Origin of the sequence: Gordonia sp. N1V (assembly GCF_029269935.1) — a bacterium.
GTDB classification, from domain to species: Bacteria; Actinomycetota; Actinomycetes; order Mycobacteriales; family Mycobacteriaceae; genus Gordonia; species Gordonia polyisoprenivorans.
In genome coordinates, this window is the sequence record NZ_JARJDD010000025.1 from 20,599 (window position 1) to 39,272 (window position 18,674).

At 66.9% G+C, this 18,674-nt stretch carries 15 protein-coding genes and 1 riboswitch; of the genes, 7 read left to right on the top strand and 8 right to left on the bottom strand.

The window, feature by feature from the left end; all coding sequences use genetic code 11:
- The first annotated feature begins 47 nt into the window (after positions 1-47).
- Positions 48-1,865, top strand: a complete 1,818-nt coding sequence (locus P3L18_RS23730) for an acyclic terpene utilization AtuA family protein (protein WP_276115452.1) — start codon at positions 48-50, stop codon at positions 1,863-1,865.
- Positions 1,862-3,364 (top strand): CoA transferase, encoded by a 1,503-nt coding sequence (locus tag P3L18_RS23735; protein ID WP_276115453.1) that lies wholly within the window; start codon positions 1,862-1,864, stop codon positions 3,362-3,364. The genes P3L18_RS23730 and P3L18_RS23735 overlap by 4 nt, the downstream gene beginning before the upstream one ends.
- Before the next feature lie 14 nt (positions 3,365-3,378).
- Here the strand turns inward: P3L18_RS23735 and P3L18_RS23740 are convergent, their stop codons facing one another.
- Positions 3,379-4,371, bottom strand: a complete 993-nt coding sequence (locus P3L18_RS23740) for a 2-oxoglutarate and iron-dependent oxygenase domain-containing protein (protein ID WP_276115454.1) — start codon at positions 4,369-4,371, stop codon at positions 3,379-3,381.
- 58 nt (positions 4,372-4,429) lie between these two features.
- A complete protein-coding gene (locus tag P3L18_RS23745; RefSeq protein WP_276115455.1) occupies positions 4,430-5,902 on the bottom strand; it encodes a cryptochrome/photolyase family protein in 1,473 nt (490 codons plus the stop codon).
- Between the two features lie 271 nt (positions 5,903-6,173).
- Here P3L18_RS23745 and P3L18_RS23750 point away from each other — a divergent pair, with 271 nt between their 5' ends.
- From P3L18_RS23750 to P3L18_RS23760, 3 genes are read left to right on the top strand one after another with little or no spacing between them, the layout of a single operon-like run.
- Positions 6,174-7,637: a DUF3375 domain-containing protein gene (locus P3L18_RS23750; protein WP_276115456.1), complete on the top strand. Its 1,464-nt coding sequence runs from the start codon at positions 6,174-6,176 to the stop codon at positions 7,635-7,637.
- A complete protein-coding gene (locus P3L18_RS23755; protein ID WP_276115457.1) occupies positions 7,634-8,461 on the top strand; it encodes a DUF4194 domain-containing protein in 828 nt (275 codons plus the stop codon). The genes P3L18_RS23750 and P3L18_RS23755 overlap by 4 nt, the downstream gene beginning before the upstream one ends.
- Positions 8,458-11,802: an SbcC/MukB-like Walker B domain-containing protein gene (locus P3L18_RS23760; RefSeq protein WP_276115458.1), complete on the top strand. Its 3,345-nt coding sequence runs from the start codon at positions 8,458-8,460 to the stop codon at positions 11,800-11,802. Before P3L18_RS23755 ends, P3L18_RS23760 begins: the two co-directional genes overlap by 4 nt.
- A gap of 22 nt (positions 11,803-11,824) precedes the next feature.
- Here the strand turns inward: P3L18_RS23760 and P3L18_RS23765 are convergent, their stop codons facing one another.
- From P3L18_RS23765 to P3L18_RS23785, 5 genes are all read right to left on the bottom strand, one after another.
- On the bottom strand, positions 11,825-12,280 hold the full coding sequence (locus P3L18_RS23765; RefSeq protein ID WP_014360077.1) for a DUF5313 domain-containing protein: 456 nt from the start codon (positions 12,278-12,280) through the stop codon (positions 11,825-11,827).
- Positions 12,281-12,492: 212 nt separating this feature from the next.
- Entirely contained in the window at positions 12,493-12,846 is a 354-nt protein-coding gene (locus tag P3L18_RS23770) for a VOC family protein (RefSeq protein ID WP_094600565.1), read from the bottom strand.
- Positions 12,847-12,873: 27 nt separating this feature from the next.
- Positions 12,874-13,233 (bottom strand): multidrug efflux SMR transporter, encoded by a 360-nt coding sequence (locus P3L18_RS23775; RefSeq protein WP_014360079.1) that lies wholly within the window; start codon positions 13,231-13,233, stop codon positions 12,874-12,876.
- A gap of 1 nt (position 13,234) precedes the next feature.
- Positions 13,235-13,549, bottom strand: coding sequence for an SMR family transporter (locus P3L18_RS23780; protein WP_006372755.1), 315 nt, complete (start codon positions 13,547-13,549; stop codon positions 13,235-13,237).
- Positions 13,550-13,566: 17 nt separating this feature from the next.
- Positions 13,567-13,631, bottom strand: a riboswitch (guanidine-III (ykkC-III) riboswitch).
- 47 nt (positions 13,632-13,678) lie between these two features.
- Entirely contained in the window at positions 13,679-14,929 is a 1,251-nt protein-coding gene (locus P3L18_RS23785; RefSeq protein WP_276115459.1) for a multidrug effflux MFS transporter, read from the bottom strand.
- Positions 14,930-15,067: 138 nt separating this feature from the next.
- Between P3L18_RS23785 and P3L18_RS23790 the strand changes: the two genes are divergently transcribed.
- Together P3L18_RS23790 and P3L18_RS23795 are read left to right on the top strand one after the other, a co-directional pair.
- Positions 15,068-15,541, top strand: coding sequence for a M15 family metallopeptidase (locus tag P3L18_RS23790; RefSeq protein WP_276115489.1), 474 nt, complete (start codon positions 15,068-15,070; stop codon positions 15,539-15,541).
- Positions 15,542-15,585: 44 nt separating this feature from the next.
- Positions 15,586-16,140, top strand: a complete 555-nt coding sequence (locus P3L18_RS23795; protein WP_276115460.1) for a hypothetical protein — start codon at positions 15,586-15,588, stop codon at positions 16,138-16,140.
- Between the two features lie 131 nt (positions 16,141-16,271).
- Here the strand turns inward: P3L18_RS23795 and P3L18_RS23800 are convergent, their stop codons facing one another.
- Positions 16,272-18,509, bottom strand: coding sequence for an NADP-dependent isocitrate dehydrogenase (locus P3L18_RS23800; RefSeq protein ID WP_276115461.1), 2,238 nt, complete (start codon positions 18,507-18,509; stop codon positions 16,272-16,274).
- Positions 18,510-18,674 lie beyond the last annotated feature (165 nt).

Here is an 18,674-nt window from a genome sequence, read left to right on the forward strand (position 1 = left end):
CGGACGAGGAGATCGGTGCCGGACAGACCACGCGAAGGAGCGTACCGATGACCGTGCGACGACCCATCCGCATCGCCAATTTTTCCGGCTACCTCGGCGATCGCCGGACCGCCATCGACGAGGCCATCGCCGGCGACCCCGTCGACGTGCTCATGGGCGATTATCTCGCCGAGATCACTCTCGCGTCACTGTCGGCGGTGCACCACCGTGACCCCTCCCGCGGATACGTCGAATACTTCGTGCGCCAGCTGCGCCCCCACCTGGCGACAATCGCCGAGCGCGGCATCAAGGTCGTGACCAATGCGGGCGGATTCGCGCCCGACCGGCTCGCGGAGGCATTGCGTAACGAACTCGCCGACGCCGGGGTCACGGTGAGCGTCGCACACGTCGAGGGCGACAACATCCTCGCCGACCTGGCCGATCTGCAGGCCGCCGGACATCGCTTCGACAACCTTGATTCGGGTGCGCCGCTCGATTCCTGGGCGGCCCGGCCGATCGCGGCCAACGCCTACCTCGGCGGCTGGGGAATCGCCGGAGCGCTGCGCGCCGGCGCCGACATCGTGGTCTGCGGCCGCGTCACCGATGCGTCACTGACCGTCGGTCCGGCGGCGTGGTGGCATGACTGGTCCGCCGACGACTGGGATGCGTTGGCCGGGGCCGTGGTCGCCGGCCACATCATCGAATGCGGTGCTCATGCGGTCGGCGGGAACTTCTCCGGTTTCCTCGAGATCCCCAACCGCACCACACCGGGTTTCCCGATCGGCGAGGTCGCCGCCGACGGCACGTGCGTCATCACCAAACACGCCCGGGACGGGGGAGCGGTCACCGCAGACACCGTCACCGCCCAGCTCGTCTACGAGATCCAGGGCCCGATCTATCTCAACCCCGATGTCACCGTCCACCTCGACCACGTGCGGGTCGATCAGGCCGGCCCCGATCGTGTCACGGTGTCCGGCGCGGCCGGCACCCCGCCGCCACCGACCACCAAGGTCGCCCTCTTCGGCACCGTCGGCGCGAGCGTGGTCAACACGGTATTCGTCACCTCACCGCATGTCGAGGAGAAGATCGCCCTCATCCGCGACCAACTGAACCGGGATCTGCCCGACGGGGTGCAGATCGACCTCATCCAGGTCGGTGAGCCCGCCGACGACCCCGAATCCCAGTGGGCGGCAACGGTTGCGCTGCGCGTCATGGCTGTCGCCGACGATGCCGAAACGCTCACGCGCGCAGAGATGGGGTCACGCCTGGGCAGCCTGTACCTGCAGGGCATCCCCGGCTATTTCCACGACGGTGCCGCCGGACTGCATTCCCGTCCCCAACCCCGGGTCGACTACTGGCCGGGCCTCCTCCCACAGAGTGCACTGCAGCACCGGGCGATCCTCGACGACGGCACCGTCATCGACGCCGCGGTGCCACCTGCCACCGCGACGACCCCCCAACCCGTGCATCCCGAGCCCGGTGAGGCACCGCTTCCCGAGCGCGTCACCCGCGCGCCACTGGGCACCGTCGTGCATGCGCGCAGCGGTGACAAGGGCGGCAACTCCAATGTCGGTGTGTGGACCCCGGATCCGCGGGTGTGGCCGTGGCTGCGGCGATTCCTGTCCACCGACGAGATCCGTCGCCTGATCCCCGAGACCAAGGACATCGACGTGGTGCGCCACGAATTCCCCGATCTGCGGGCGATTCACTTCGTGTTCAAGGGCCTGCTCGGCACCGGCGGATCCTCGAACCTGCGAATCGACCAGGTGGGCAAGGCGATCGGGGAGTATCTGCGCTCGCGTCAGGTGCTGATCCCCGACGACCTGCTGACCGCCGACGCGACCGTCCCCGACCTCACCACCGCCGACCACGAGGAGCTGGTGTGACCACCCTGACCGACCGACTGCGCGCGGCCATCGCCGCGCCGGCCACCGACGACTCCTTCCATCCCGCAACAGAACTCGCCGATGTCCTGGGCGGCATCGGCATGTCGGCCGAGGACACCGGCGGCACGGTCACCTTCGACGGCGCCGACCCGGTGGTGCCGAGCACCCTGCGTCTCGGCGGTGCGTCGGCCATCGCGCTCGCCGCCAAGTCCGCCGCCGTCGCCAAGCTGTGGCAGGTCCGCGGCGGCGTCGGCCAGGACATCGCCGTGGACCTGCGGAGCGCACCACATCGGTTGTGCCCGTTCTACGACCGCCGGTGGGAGATGCTCAACGGCTATCCGCCGGCCACCCCGTCGAATCCGTCGAACGCGCTGGGATTCCGCTTCTACCGGACCGGTGACGATCGGTGGATGATGCCGCTGAACCCGTATCCGAAGATCAAGGTCGGCGCGCAGCGGCTCCTGGGGGTACCCGACGACAACGACGCCGTCGCGGCGGCCATCGCGAGTTGGAAGGGCGCCGAACTCGAGGCCGCGGCCACCGAGGCGGGTGTCGTCCTGCCGATGCTGCGTACGACGGCCGAACTCCTCGACGAAACGCACTACCGCGACGTTCTCGCCGACATGCCGCTCATCGAGATCACCCGTATCGCCGACGGCGACCCGGTTCCACTCACCGGAGGGGTCGACCAGCCCCTCGACGGCATCCGGGCGCTGGGCATGGGGCATGTGATCGCCGGTGCCGGGGTCGGCCGGGCACTGGCCCTGCACGGCGCCGACGTGCTCAACGTATGGCGCCCCGACGAACTCGAGCACGACGCGACCTATGCCACCGCCAACGTCGGCGTACGGTCATCGACGATCAATCCCTACGACGCCGACGGTGCCGCCCGGATTCGTCGGCTGCTCAACGACGCCGACGTGTTCTACGCGAACCGCCGGCCCGGCTACCTCGACAAGATCGGACTGTCCGCCGATGCCGCCGCCGACGGACATCGCGGGATCGTCTACGCCACCGCCTCTCTCAACGGTGAGCACGGCCCGTGGTCGTCACAGGTCGGATTCGATCAGACCGCGGGCAGCCTGACCGGGATGATGCTGCTCGAGGGCGGGGGCGACAAACCCAAGCTCCCACCGATTCTCGTCGTCAACGACTACATCGTGTCGTGGTTGCTGACCGCGGGAATCGTCGAAGCCCTCACCCGCCGCGCCCGCGACGGCGGCAGCTACCGGGTGCATGTGTCGTTGACCCGGGCTGCACTCTGGATCATCGGGATGGGTGTGTTCGATCGTGGTTACGCCCACGAGATCGCCGGCACCGATGTCGGCGACGGCGCACATCACTATCTCGATCCCGAGACCTTCACCGCCGACACACCGCTCGGGGCGTATCAGGGTGTCACCGACCAGGTTCGGATGAGCCAGACGCCGGGTCGCTACCGCACGGTGCTGGTTCCGCGCGGCTCGTGTCGGCCGGAATGGCTTGCGCGGCCGGACTGATCAGACCGGACTGATCAGTAGGCGGATGCCGGGCCGAGCGGAGTGATCCCGTGATGTCGTTGTGCCACATCGGGATGCGCACGAACCCGGGACTTCCAGGCGTTCTCGCCGTAGGTACTGAAGATGGGATTGTCCGGGTCCGCCTCGACACCACGTGACAACGCCGCCAGCTCCGGCGGCAGCTCGATGATCGGGATCGTGGCGTCCAGCGCCGGATTCAGGAAAAACGGGATCGAGACGCGATCGGTCCCGGGGCGCGGCGCGCGCACCCGATGCCGGGTCGCGCGCAGGTAACCGCCGGTGGCCACCTCGAGCAGTTCGCCGATGTTGACGATGAACGCGCCCGGCTTCGGCGGCACGTCGACCCAGGTACCGTCCAGCGTTTCCACTTGCAGCCCTTCGGAATCCGGCTCCACCAGCAGCAGCGTGAGGACACCGGAATCCTTGTGTGCTCCGACGCCCTGGTCCCGGTCGTCGCTGCCCGGATAACGCACCACCTTCAGCAGGGTGGCCGGACGGTCGGCGAACGCGTCGTCGAAGTACCCGGCCGGCGCTCCGAGTGAGGCCGACCAGTGCCGTAGCAGGCGTACGCCCACCTCCGATACGGCGGCGATCCACGCCTCGAATGCCTCACGGAATCCGGTGGGGCGCTGCGGCCACAGATTGGGGCCCTGCAGATTCCAGTACCCGTGGGCACCGTCGACGACGGGCCGGTCCGGGCCGATGTCGATCTGTTCGCGCCAGTCGACGAGTCCGTTCGTCAACTCACCGCCGAGACGTGAATAGCCCCGGAACGCCGGACTGTCCAGCTGGGAGATCCGCGCCTTTTCCGCGTCGGGCAACCCGAAGAACTCGCGGGCGAGTCGTAGGACCCCGTCGATCTGCGCCGGCGCGATGCCGTGTCCGACGAGGTAGAAGAACCCGTGCTGGTGGGCGGCCTCGCGCAACGCGGTCGCGAAGGCCTGCCCGTCAGCGTCGGCTGCGGTGAGGTCGAGGGTCGGCAACATGACTCCATGGTGGCACCCTCACGTGCGCCGCGCGGTCCGAGAGACACCTCCGCGATCGTCAGTCGAGCCACCGCCGTCCCGTGCGCAGGTGGGCGGCCCGTGTCGACGGTTCCATGCGCTCGAGGTTGGCGACCACGACCGAGGACCGGCGGTTGTGGTCGAGAACGTCGTGGTGATCGGCGACGAACGTCCAGTACAGGCCGTCCCACTCCGCGCACCACGGGCCCTTGCCGAGGTCGGACATCTTGCGCAGGTAATTGCTGCCCGAGACGTACGGCTTGGTGGTGATGGCGGTGCCCGCGGCGAACTGGCTCATCCCGTAGACGTTGGGCACCATCACCCAGTCGTAGGCGTCGACGAACATCTCCATGAACCACCGGTAGACCTCATCGGGATGGGTTCGCAAGAGACACATGGCATTACCGAGGATCATCAGCCGCTCGATGTGATGCGCCCAGCCGCAGTGCAGGACGTGGCGCACGACGCCGTCGACCGGTGTGAGACCGGTCCGCGCGCTCCACCAGCCCGGCGCGAGTGCGCGACGGTGCCCCAGCCGATTGGCGGTCCGCATCGCGCGACCATGCACCACGTAGGTGGCCCGCATGTACTCGCGCCACCCGATGAGCTGACGGACGAATCCCTCGAGCCCGGCGAGCCCGATCTCGCCCTGCCCGCCGACCTCGAGTGCGCGGCGCAGCACCGTCCGCGGTGACAGAAGGCCGACGTTGAGGGCGGGGGTGAGCACGCCGTGGAAGAGGTACCGATTCCTGGTGCTGATCGCGTCCTCGTAGGGGCCGAATCCGGCGAATCGTTCGGCGAGAAAGTCCTCGAACATCTCGCGCGCCCCGCGGTGGTCGGTGGCCCACCGAAACGCCCGCGCATCGCCGGGGTTGTCGGGGAACTCCTTCTCGACCCACTCGATGGCCGCGTCGACCTGCTCGTCCGGATCAGGAAACCGCGGCACCGGCACCTCGAGCCCGCGGGGAAGCGGCTTGCGGTTCTCGGCGTCGAAGCTCCAGCGTTTACCCACCGGTACTCCTGCGCTGTCCACCAGAACGCCGAGGCGTCGGCGCTGCCACGCGTAGAACTCGCTCATCCGAGCGGTCGGGCCGTCGAAGAACTCGGCGATCTGGCGCCGTGAGGTGAGGAAGTTGGGGCTCTCGGCAGTGGCCTCGTCGTCGAGGTCGATCCCGGCGTCGGCCAGCGCAGCACGCACGTCGGCGGCCAGCCAGTCGTCGACAACGTCGTAGAGATGCACCGACGACGGGCGCAGCCGCCGCACCAGTGCCCCGAGGGCTTCTCGGCTGGTGGTCGCGGAGTCGGTCTCGATGACCTCGACGTCGAATCCGTGGCGGCGCAGCCGCTGCGCGAACCGGCGCATCGACACCCGGTGCAGGATCAGCTTCTGCCGGTGGAAGCGGTACTGGCGGAACAGCAGATCGTGCTCGACGAGAACGAACCGCGTGCCGGGCTCGGCGTTCAGATGTGATTCGAACAACTGGTGCGGCATCACCAGGCGCAACTCGGACATCGGTGGATCATCCTCTTCTCGCAGCGGCCGTGACGAGAACCGTCGTTACCGGTACGTCCTTTGCCTGGAGTTCGACGCCTCGCGACATGCGGATCTCTTCGGCCGGTCGCCTCGGCGTGTCGGCGTGGTTGTCCACAGCGGCTCGGACGTGGCGCGGGCCACGATCGGTGGACGTGGGAGACTACCTGGCGGCCCGGCCACCAACCCGACCCCCCGATCGCAACCGAACCCCGACGAGCAACCGAACCCGAGACGAACCCACGAGGCGGCGATGGACAGTGCAACTCAGCCCACGCTCATGCAGGCGTGGGAGACCAACCGATCGATCCAACGATCCGCGGCCGTCCGGCTGTTCGCCGCGACCAACTCCGCGCTCTACGTGACATTGATGGAGCGTCACCTCGACTTCGGGGCGCGCCGGTCGGAAACCGATCTGGCGATCCGGCTCGAACGCGACATGGCCGAACTCGGCGTCGGCGACCAGCCCCACGGCATGGATCTGCTGAAACTGTGGGCCAAGAACGGGTGGCTGCATCGGATGGCCGACCCGGTCGTCGCGACCCAGAACCTGTGCTACCTCACCCCCGAGGCGCGCTCGGTGCTCGATTACATGCGGCGGCTGCGCCGGGAGGACTCGGTGGCCACCGCGGGTTCGATCAACGGCATCGCGGCAGGTTTGCGGCGCGTGGCCGGTCAGGTCAGCGACGACCCCAGCTACATCCGTGAGGACCTCACCCATCAGATCGAGGAACTCGACGCCGAACTCGCCGACCTCGACGCCGGTCGCCGGCGCCGACCGGATCTGCGGGCCGCCGAGGACGAGGCCCGCGCCATCGCCTACCAGATGGAGCAGATCATCTCCGACATCGGGCAGTACGGCAGCATGCTCGACCGCATCACCACCGCGCTCCTCGACGATCCGAACGACTCCGATCTGGCCTATCGGGACCGGCAGCGGCAGATGTTCGACGATTACGAGGCCTTGCTGGAGTCCTCGCAGAGCGCGTCCTATCACGCGTTCACGCACATGATCGGCGACCCGACCCAACGGGCTCGATTGGTCTCCGACATCGAGACCGTCACCGCGCATCTGCCCGCCATCGATCCAGGGTTGCGATCGGTGATGGACAACTTCTTCGTGCTGGTCACCCAGCAGATCGACGAGGTCGGCCGGATCCGTCGCCGCTGCGCGCGTCGGATCCGCCGATTCGTCGCCTCGGGAACCCTCGAGCAGAGTCGCGGTATCGCCCGTCAACTCAACGATGCCCTGGCCACCGCCAACGAACTGCTCACGATCTCACTCGCCGACCGGCGGCTGGGCTACGAACTACCGCTGGCCACTCCCGCGCTGACATCCAACGGGCGTCTCGCGTTCGAGATCCGCACGCCCGAACCCCCACAGCCGGCGGTGCCCGCAACGGGGGAGACCGATCTCGATTCGTTCGTTTCGCTGGCCGGCCAGGTCGACACCGTCGAACTCACCGAGGTGGTCAACAACGCGGTCGTCGACGGCCCGGTGGCGTTGTCGGAGGTCATCGATTCCCTCGACGACCCCTACCTCGCCCACGTGATCGTGTTGTGGTCGTGGGCGTTACGGCAATCGACGGACACCGGCGACGCCGCGGCGACCGAATTCATCCGATTCCGCTCCCTCGACGGCGAGGACCGTCTCATCGAGATTCCTGCCCTGCACTTCACCGAACCCATCCCCACCGCGGAGGTCGACGTCCTGTGACCGATCAGTCAGAACGGTTTCCCGCCAAGGGGGTCAGTACCGAGGAGTTCAACGGCTACGACGATCTGCCCGCGGTGAGCCGGACCGCCGTCGAGGAAACGAAGGTCCCGCGCTTCGACGGGGACGTCTCGGCGATGCCCGACCGCGCCTGCTGGGCGTTGCAGAATCTACTCACCCGGCGTTACGTCAGCGGCGACCGCACTCCCCAGCTGTGGTCCTGGATCGTCGAATACCAGGAGTCCCTACGCATCCGGCTGTCCGAACTCGATCTGCGGCTGCGCCTGGTCACCGAACTCGAGGTCGCCTTCGTCGAGCAGGTGGGCTACGACTCCCGTTGGGGTAGAAGACTACTCAAGCGCGAGACGATCCAGGCCTACGACGCGATCCTCGCCCTGCACCTGGCCAAACACATGCGGGCCGCGCGCGAAGATCAGGTATTGATCACCCACGAGGAGATCCACGAACTGTTCGCCGGCGTCTCCAACACCATCGATCGCGACCTCGCCCTGTTCGACAAACGCATCGACAAGGCGATCGACAAGCTCGAGGAACTCGAGTTGCTGCGCCGCCATCGCGACGACCCCGACACCTTCACCGTGAGTCCGGCGATCACCGCGATCATGACGGCATCGGTGATCACCGATCTGCAGCACCAGTTCGAGCAATTCATCGGTGCCGGCGAGGACGCCGAGGCGCAGACGCTCGATCGCTCCGCGCCCGAATCCGGAGACGACGGTTCGGGATACCTCGCCGAGGGCGATCGGGACACCGACGACGGTGACGACACCGAGGATGACGACACGGACGAAGGAGATGACTGGTGAGCGATCGTGTCGACCAGTTCCACCTGTCGCGGTTGCAGTTGATCAACTGGGGCGTCTTCGACGGGTATCATTCGATTCCGTTCAGCGCCAACGGTTCTCTGGTGACCGGCTCGTCGGGCAGCGGTAAGTCCTCGCTTCTGGACGCCATCTCCCTGGCCTTCCTGCCCGACCATCGGCGCAACTTCAACGCCTCCGGCGACGCCACGGCGGCCGGATCGGCGAGTGGTCGGCGGACCGTCGGCAAGTACGTGCGTGGAGCATGGGGCGAGCGGCGCGACGGCGTGAACTCGACGCGCGAAATCATGTACCTGCGCGGCACCGGGCCGGCCTGGGCGGCCATCGCCGTCACCTACACCTCCACCTCGGGCGTGTCGATCACCGGCCTCGTCCTCAAGTGGCTCGCTGCGGGCAAGATGACCGACGCCCACAGCGCCTACTATCTCGCCGACGGCGACGCCGACATCGTCGACGCCTGTAACGAGTGGGCGGCCAACGGGCACAATGCGGCCCGGCTCCGTGAGCGCGGTTGGCGGGGCGGTCCCGGCGAGGGGAAGTACCTCGCGTCGCTGTACTCGCTGATCGGCATCCGCGGCTCCGAGGCCGCCCAGCAGCTGTTGGGAAAGGCCAAGTCGCTCAAGAGCGTCGGCGGGCTGGCCCAGTTCGTCCGTGAGTTCATGCTCGACGAACCGACCAGCATCGCGGGTATCAAGGATGCACTCGAGCAGATCGATCCGCTCGTCGAGGCCCGCGAATTCCTGGACGTCGCACGTCGCAAACGCACCATCCTCGGCAACATCGAGGCCGTCCAGGAACGGTATGCGACCGAGTCGGCGAAGTTCTCGGTGCTCGACACCATCGACAGCGCGACCATCCGTGCCTACGTGACCAACCTGCGGATCCGCAACGCCGAGCCCGAGATCGCCGACCTCGACGATCAGATCGCCCGTCTCGACGGCGATCTGGCCGCGCTGACCTCCCAGCACGATCAACTTCGCCAGGATCACAGCCATCTGCTGTCGCGAATCTCCTCCAGCACAGCCGATCTCGCACCACTACAGGAACAGCTCGCCGCGGCCGGCAAAGCGGCGAGCGAGGTGTCGATGCGGCGGGCCTCGTTCGACTCGAAGATGTCGGCGCTCGACGTGGAAATCCCCGAGTCGGCCGAGGACTTCTGGGAGACACGCGAATCCCTCATCGAGGAAGCGACACGGCTCGACGGGCAACTCGAGGCCGGCAAGGGACACTACGCCGAACTGCTGGCCGCGGAGGTCGCCGCTCGGAGCCGCCGCGACGCCGCTGCCGACGAGCTGGCCCGGGTGCGCGAGGCCGGATCCGCGCTGCCGCGCGCCGAGCACGAGATGCGCCGGGTGATCGCCGACGCGTTGCAGCTCGACGACTCCGAATTGCGCTATGTCGCCGAACTCGTCGAACTCGACCCGGAGCAGGAGCGGTGGCGTCCGGCGGTGGAGAAGGTGCTGCGTAACGCCGGTCTGCGATTGCTGGTGCCGGATCGCCATTTCAATGCCGCCCTGCGGTTCGTGAACACCCACGACATGCGTGGGCGGATCCAGTTGCATCATGTCGAGCGCCGCACGGCGGTGCTGCCCGACCCCGGCACGCTGGCCGCGACCCTGCGTCCGGTCGATCCGGAGCACCCGAGCTCGGCGGAAGCCCTGACGCTGCTCGCCCGACTGGGCAATTACGTCTGCGTCGACGATCCGGCCGAATTCGCCGACCATGCCAAGGCGGTCACCGATCGCGGCCTGCGCAAGGACTCCGCGAAGCTGGCCATCAAGGACGACCGGCAGGCACTGCGGCCCTCGCAGTACATCTTCGTCGGCAACGTCGACGCCAAGGTCGCCGCCCTCGGTGAGGAACTCGACCACGAGGACAGCATTCATGCCGCGGCGCGCGAGGCCACCGCCGTCCTCGAACGCGAGCGAGCCGACAAACAACGCCGCCGCGACCTCTACCGCACTGTGTGCGAGCAGTTCACGCAGTGGAGTGAGATCGACGTCGAGTCCGCCGACGATCGCGCCGAGCGGCTCTCGGAGCAGTACGAACTGTTGATGGAAGAGCATCCCGACGTCGAGGCACTGCAACGCAAGGCCGAGGAGATCTGGGAGCAGGTCCGCGCGGCGATCTCCCAGGCCGCGCTCGTGCGTGACCGAATCGCGACCCAGGACGAGCGCCGGACGCAGTTGCTCGATCTCGTCGACCGCCTCAAGGCCGAGGACATCTCCGGTCCCGCACAGGCGGCCCTCGATACGTTCCGTGAGGATTCTGCGGCCACCCTCGATGTGCTCGCACCGGATCCCTACCGCCAGGAACTGATCAAGGCCGTTGGGCGCGACCGGGATCGGATGCGCGCCGATGCGCGTCGCTCCCGGGACGAACTGGCTCGTATCCTCGCGACCTACGATGAGGAGTTCCCCGACGAGATCCCCAACGACAGCAGCGATTTCGACGAGCGCATCTATGACTACGTCGCGTTGTGCCGCCGCATCGACGAGCGGGAGCTACCCGCGGCCTACGAGCGGATGCGCCGGCTCATCACCGAGCAGGCGCCGGGTGCGATCCTCAACCTGCACATGGCCGCCGACGCCGAGGAGCGCCGGATCGTCGAGCAGATCGAGCGGGTCAACACGGGCCTGGGTGCGGTCGCGTTCAATCGTGGCACCCGACTGCGCCTGCAACCGGGACGCAAGAACCTCGGGGCCGCAGCCGAACTCACCGAAAAGGCGCGTCAGATCGCGGGGCGGTCGACCGCCGTCGCGTTCGGCGATGAGCAGGCCATCCTCGAGCAGTACGCCGACATCCTCCTGCTGCGCGAACGCCTGGCGGGGGCGACCCCGGAGGACCGGCAGTGGACGCGCGACGCGCTCGACGTCCGCAACCGTTTCGACTTCTACTGTGAAGAGCACGACGCCGAGACCGGGGAGACGATCCGCACCTACAGCAATGCCGGCGACAATTCCGGTGGCGAGCAGGAGAAGCTCATGGCCTTCTGTCTGGCCGGCGCATTGAGCTTCAACCTCGCCAGCCCGCATGGCGACGACAACCGACCGATCTTCGCGCAGTTGATGCTCGACGAGGCATTCTCCAAATCCGACCCGCAATTCGCCCAGCAGGCGCTCTCGGCGTTCCGCAAGTTCGGCTTCCAGCTGATCATCGTCGCGACCGTGCAGAACACCAGCACCATCCAGCCCTACATCGACAACGTGGTGATGGTGTCGAAGTCCGAGGCGGCCGATGGTCGCCCGGTGGCGACGGCGACGTCGACCTCGATCGGTGCGTTCTCCGACCTGCGTCGGGCGTCGGGGAAGAACCGGCTGATCTGACCCGAACCCCCGACGCTGGAGGCTAGCGGCCGGCCCCGCGGTATTTGCGGTGGTACTCGGCGTATACGTCGGCGTTCTTCTCCTTCTCCCGACGGGAGACCAGATCGGGATCGAAGCCGTGCTGCGACAACCGGTAACGCCGGTAGACGCGGTTCAGTGCGACCGAGAAGAAGATGTAGGGGATGAGGATGGGCACGGTCATGTTCGCCCGGATCAGCCAGTCGGCCGGCACGAACAACATCGGGACGAGGATGATCACGCAGGGCACGGCCCACCACGCGACCATGCGCAGGGCGGCATACGGACCGGTCAGATCGTTGAAGACCCAGTCACGCATCGAGTCCGGAAGCTTCGCCCCGTAGTGATACTTGATGTACTGCAGCCCGTGCGGTCGATCACCGTCGCGGCCGGAACCGGATCTCGTCGAGGTGTCCTGCGACGCACGCGATGTCGCAGCACGGCGGTTCGTGTCAACCATGGGGGTTCCTCTTGTCGGTGACCGGTCTTTGTACCCGAGTTTCCCAGACCGACGATCCGGACGATACTCCGGTATACGGCTTCATGAAATCGAGTAATCGATGAACCACTAATCAGTAGTGCACGACTGAATTATACGCCGTGTACGCGCGGGGACGCCACGACGGTCCGGCCGAGGACGTCACCGCGCGCGACAACTCAGCGCGCGACAACTCAGCGCGCAAGCGGGCTGTAGAACACCAGCCCGTTGCCCTTGTTGTCGTAGACCACCGCGCGCCGTTCGTGCGCGTCGTCGTAGGGGCCCTTGACGATGCCGCCACCGCTGGCCTCGATCGCCTTGGCGGCCGCGTCGACGTCGGCGGTCTTGATCCCGACCACGACCTGTCCGGGAATCGGATGATCGACCGGGGTGGCCAGGGCCAGGGTGACCGGCCCGCCGTCGAGGGCTGCGAAATGCGCGCCGTCGCGGAATTTCAGCGTCATACCAAGCGATTCGCCGTAGAACTTGATCGACTCGTCGAGATCGTCGGTGGACAGGATGATCATCTTCACTTCGTGGTCACTCATCGAGAACTCCTCGTCGTCGGGGTTCTCTCAGCGTAGGTCGGGCGACGGCGGCCGGGATGAGTCGGTGGTCCCTGATCGGGTCATCTTCAGGCCGGCGACCGCCGCGACGATACCCGCGATGAAGAGCAACTTGGCGACCGAAACCCCCTCGCTACCGGTGACCATGGAATACGTCACGGTCAGCGTCGCCCCGACACCGACCCATACCGCGTAGGCGGTGCCGATCGGCAGCGACGAGGCGGCCCAGCCGAGTCCGGCCATACTCAGCGCGAGCCCCACCAGGAACACCGCGACAGGCACCGGTTCGGTGAATCCGTTGGACCGGTCCAGGGCCACCGCCCACACCGCCTCGCACACGGCCGAAGCCAGCAGGATCAACCAGGCCATGTCAGCTCACCGCCTTGAGACCGACGACGCAGCCGACGAGGAGCACGAGAAGCCCGACTCGCACGACAGTCGGCCGTTCCTGTCCCGTGACGACACCCCAGACGACGGTCAGAACCACACCGATGCCCACCCACACCGTGTACGCGGTGCCCAGCGGCAACGACGTCAGCGCGAGAGCGAGTCCGAGCATGCTGAGCGTCAGGGCAACCACGAAGACCACCACCGGCAGTGGCTGTCGAAACCCTCGTGACGCCGACAGTGCAGCCGCCCACACGGCTTCGAGTACGCCGGAAATGATGAGAATGAGCCAGGCCATGGCGACCGACCTCCACTTTCGTGGCAGTCTTGTCGCTCGGCGGGTACTGCTCCCTCGTCCGCGGTCCTGAAATGGACTCCGATGTCCACGGTAGCAACGACGTCAACTCCCGGCGTTCACCCGAGAATCTCAGGCGCCGGGTTTTCCGGCGCCGGCGGTGTGGCGAGGCCCTCGTTGACCCATCCAGACCCCGACGACCAGCGTGACGAAACAGATCGTGGCGCCGACCACGACGGCGACGAGCGCCGTGATGCCCGCGTCTGCGCCGTGTCCCACCAGCGAACCGGCAACGGCACCGACCACGAATTGCAGCGCACCCAGCAATGCGGCTGCCGCGCCGGCCCGTTCGGGGTGTCGTTGCAGTGCCAGCGCGGTGACGCTGGGGCCGATGATGCCCCACGACGAAGCGATCAGGGCGAATCCGAGAAGGAGCGGGATCAGCGCGCCGCTGCTGCCGGCGACGATCATCGCCACCGAGGCGACGACCAGTACCCCTGCACCGCAGGCCATCTGACGGACCGGATCGGCGAACCGCACCCACCGTGCACACGCCATCAGGCACAGCCCGTTGATCGCGAACACCGCGGAGAACACCGCAGGCGGGCACCCGTGCACGACCTGCAGCGCGAATGGCGAGCCGGTGATGTAGGCGAACAACGACCCGAATCCTGCTGCGCCCGTACCGATCACGAGTAGGAATCGCAGGTCGCCGAACAGGACACGGTAGGAGACGAAGGCACCTCCCAGGCCACCGGCGGTACGGCGATCGGCCGGTAGGGACTCGCCGACCCATGCCGCCGTCGAGATCACGAGCAACGCGCCGATCACCGCCAGCACGGCGAAGACCGTCCGCCACGTGCCGACCAGGAGGATCGCACTGCCCAGCAGCGGGGCGATGACGGGCCCGAGGCCGACGACCACTGTCAGGACGGCGAAGACCGACACCAACCGCGGACCGCTGCAGCGGTCGCGCACCACCGCGCGGACGATCACCACACCCGCCGAGCCACCCAGCGCCTGCAGCAGGCGACAGACGACGAGTACCGCCACGCTGGGAGCAAAGGCGCAGGCGACCGAGGCGACGGTGAACAGCACCAATCCGGCGAGGAGAGGTCGGCGGCGGCCGAACCGGTCCGAGAGCGGACCCATGACGAGTTGACCGAGGCCGAGCCCGATCATCGACACCACCAGGGTGGCCTGCGCCCCGGCCGGCGTCGTCGACAGATCCGTGGCCGCCTCGGGCAGGGCGGGCAGATAGAGATCGGTGGAGATCGGTCCGAACGCCGACAAGGCACCGAGGACCACGAGCAGTCGGCCGCGAACGCCCGACGTGTCCGGGATTCCGTCGGTTCCCGCCGTGGACCTCCCGATACCTGCCATGAAACTCACTGTAGGAGGGGCGCAGAGCACCCCGTAACCGAGTACCTCCGACCCTGAGTCATCGACGCCATCGTCAATACCCGCTTTACTGGTGTGGTGACTCTTGCTCTCCGGACTCCCGGAAACACGCGCCGAACGATGGTTCTGGTGATGATCGCGGCGGCGATGATCCTCGCGTGGTCGATCGCCGCGCCGCATGCACACGCGGACGAGGGAGTAGGAGGCCTCGATCCGGTCCTCGGCACCGCATATGCGCAGGCGTCGGCGGCAGCCCGCGCCGACGGCGTCCCCCTGCACATCACCTCCGGCGCGCGGACGCCGGCCCAGCAGCAACAACTGTGGGACGAGGCGATCGCCACCTACGGCAGTCCGGCGCTGGCTCGCCGGTGGGTGTTGCCACCGTCGGAGTCGACGCATGTCGGGGGTCATGCCATCGACGTCGGACCACAGGCCGGCGCCCGGTGGCTGCAGGTCAACGGCTTCCGCTGGGGCCTGTGCCGCACCTTCGACAACGAGTGGTGGCACTTCGAGGTCGCGACCATTCCGGGCGCTCCGTGCCCACCCATGTGGCCGGATGCGGCCGCACGGATCGACGCGCATCGGGGTGCATGATCATGACGACCTCCCCACCGCCCGGGATTTGCGACGATGGACAGATGTCAGAGCTGACGTATGAGGAGTTCGGCCGCCGTTTCTTCGAGGTGGCCGTCACCGAGAACCGGGTGGGGAGCGCCTTCTCGGCGATCACCGGCGACTCCTTCGACGTGGGGCCGATCCCGTCGGGACCCGGCGGGATCGCCAAGGTCCAAGCCCGTGTCAGTATCGACGAGCCGCAGATCATCCGCGACATCTCCGAGCTGATCACCTTCACCGTGCGCATTCCGCTGTCGATCCGGCTGCTGGTCGACCTCAAGGTCGATCGCATCCGCTACGACGTCGACGGGTCGGTGCGGCTCGCACTCACCGCCCGCGCGGTCGAACCCCTGCAACTCCACATCGACGTCACCCCGCCGCGTCCCGCGGATGTGACGGTGGGCGTCGCCTCCCGCAATCTGCGAGGCGAGATCATCCGGCTCGTCGCGCAGGTCGACGACGAGATCAAGCGCTTCATCGCCCGCGATGTGGCCGCCCGGATCGAGGATCCGGAGGTCACCAGCGCCCGGATCATCGACGTCGAGGCCGAGCTCGGCCGGGCCTTCGAGTCCATGTGAGACCGAGTCCATGTGAGGCGCAAGCCCTTCCACGGGGCCGGCATATGCCGGTGGTAAACGACCAGAGCCCCGATCCCCGGTGCGATACCGGGAAACGGGGCTCGTCAGGAACGTGACCGGCCGGTGACGCGTCAGCCGCGCACGGACTCCAGCGCCGAGTTCAATGTCGCGCTCGGGCGCATCACCTTGTCGGTGAGATCGTTGTCGGGGGCGTAGTAGCCACCGATGTCGACCGCGGTGCCCTGGACGTCGTTGAGTTCGGCGACGATGGTCTGTTCGTTCTCCTCGAGCGTCTTGGCAAGCGGCGCAAAGTACTTCGCCAGATCCGCATCCTCGGTTTGTTCCGCGAGCGCCTTCGCCCAATACAGCGCGAGGTAGAACTGGCTGCCCCGGTTGTCGAGTTCACCGGTGCTGCGTGAGGGGCCCTTGTTGTTCTCCAGCAGCTTGCCCGTCGCGGCGTCGAGCGCCTTGGCCAGCACCTTCGCCTTCGGGTTGTCGTTCTTGCGTCCGAGATCCTCGAGACTGACCGCGAGCGCCAGGAACTCGCCGAGCGAATCCCACCGCAGGTGGTTCTCCTCGATGAGCTGCTTGACGTGCTTGGGAGCCGAGCCACCCGCACCGGTCTCGTAGAGCCCGCCACCGGCCATCAGCGGCACGATCGAGAGCATCTTGGCGCTCGTTCCGAGCTCCAGGATCGGGAACAGGTCGGTGAGGTAGTCGCGCAGGATGTTGCCGGTCGCGGAGATGGTGTCGAGGCCGCGGATGAGGCGTTCCATCGTGTACCGGATGGCCCGTACCTGCGACATGATCTGGATGTCGAGGCCCTCGGTGTCGTGATCCTTCAGGTAGGTGTGCACCTTGGTGATCAGTTCGTTCTCGTGCGGACGGTACGGATCGAGCCAGAACACCACCGGCATACCGGATTCCCGGCTGCGGGTGACGGCGAGCTTGACCCAGTCGCGGATCGGCGCGTCCTTGACGATGCACATGCGGAAGATGTCACCCTCTTCGACGTCCTGGGACAGCAGCACCTCGCCGGTCGCGAGATCGGTGATGTTGGCGACGCCGTCGGTGGGGATCTCGAAGGTCTTGTCGTGCGACCCGTACTCCTCGGCCTTCTGCGCCATCAGACCGACGTTGGGCACGGTGCCCATGGTGGTGGGATCGAACTGCCCGTTGGTCTTACAGAAGTTGATCATCTCCTGATAGATGCGGGAGAAGGTCGACTCGGGATTGACGGCCTTGGTGTCCTTGGGCCGGCCGTCGGCGCCATACATCTTGCCGCCGGCGCGGATCATGGCCGGCATGGACGCGTCGACGATGACGTCGCTGGGGGAGTGGAAGTTGGAGATGCCGCGCGCCGAGTCGACCATCGCGAGCTCCGGGCGATGCTCGTGGCAGGCGTGCAGATCGTCGATGATCTCTTCCTTCTTCGACGCCGGCAACGACTCGATCTTCGAATACAGATCCGAGAGGCCGTTGTTGACGTTGACGCCCAATTCGTCGAAGAGCTCGCCGTGCTTGGCGAACGCCTCCTTGTAGAAGGTGCGCACCGCGTGACCGAACACGATGGGGTGACTGACGCGCATCATGGTGGCCTTGACGTGCAGGGAGAACATGACGCCGGTCTTGTAGGCGTCCTCCATCTGCTCTTCGTAGAACTCGATGAGCGCCTTCTTGCTCATGAACATGCTGTCGATGACGTCGCCGGCGTCGAGATGCACCTTCGGCTTGAGTACGATCGTCTCGCCTGCGGCGGTGATCAGTTCCATCTTCACGTCGCGGTCGGCTTCGAGGGTCATCGACTTCTCGCCGTGGTAGAAGTCGCCGTGCCGCATGTGCGCGACGTGCGTGCGCGAGGCCATCGACCACTCGCCCATGCTGTGCGGATGCTTGCGCGCGTACTCCTTGACCGCCTTGGGCGCTCGACGGTCCGAGTTACCTTCGCGCAGAACGGGATTGACTGCGCTGCCGAGGCATTTGGTGTAGCGATCCCGGATCGCGCGCTCCTCGTCGGTCTTCGGGTTGCCCGGGAAATCGGGGATCTTGTAGCCCTTGTCCTGCAGCTCCTTGATGGCGGCGGTCAGCTGCGGCACCGACGCGCTGATGTTGGGGAGCTTGATGATGTTGGTGTCGGGATCCTGGGTCAGCCTGCCGAGTTCGGCGAGGTTGTCGGGAACCTTCTGTTCGTCGCTCAGGTAATCGGAGAACTCGGCCAGCACGCGGGCGGCGACGGAGATGTCGGAGGTCTCGACGTTGATGTCGGCGGCGTCGGCGAATGTCCTGATGATCGGGAGAAAAGCGTGCGTCGCCAGCATGGGCGCTTCATCGGTCAGCGTGTAGATGATGGTCGGTTTCTCCGCGCTCATATCTGCCTTACTCTCCAGTCGTGGTCACGCAGCGCCCGGATTCGTGTTGTCCGGGCGGTACCAGTATCGCGGGCCGGCGACATCGGCGCGTGTTGACGCGTTCGGTGGAGCCACAGTGCCCACGGCCCTCGGGTCCGGGCCAGTTCCGAGCTTACGACCCCGGCC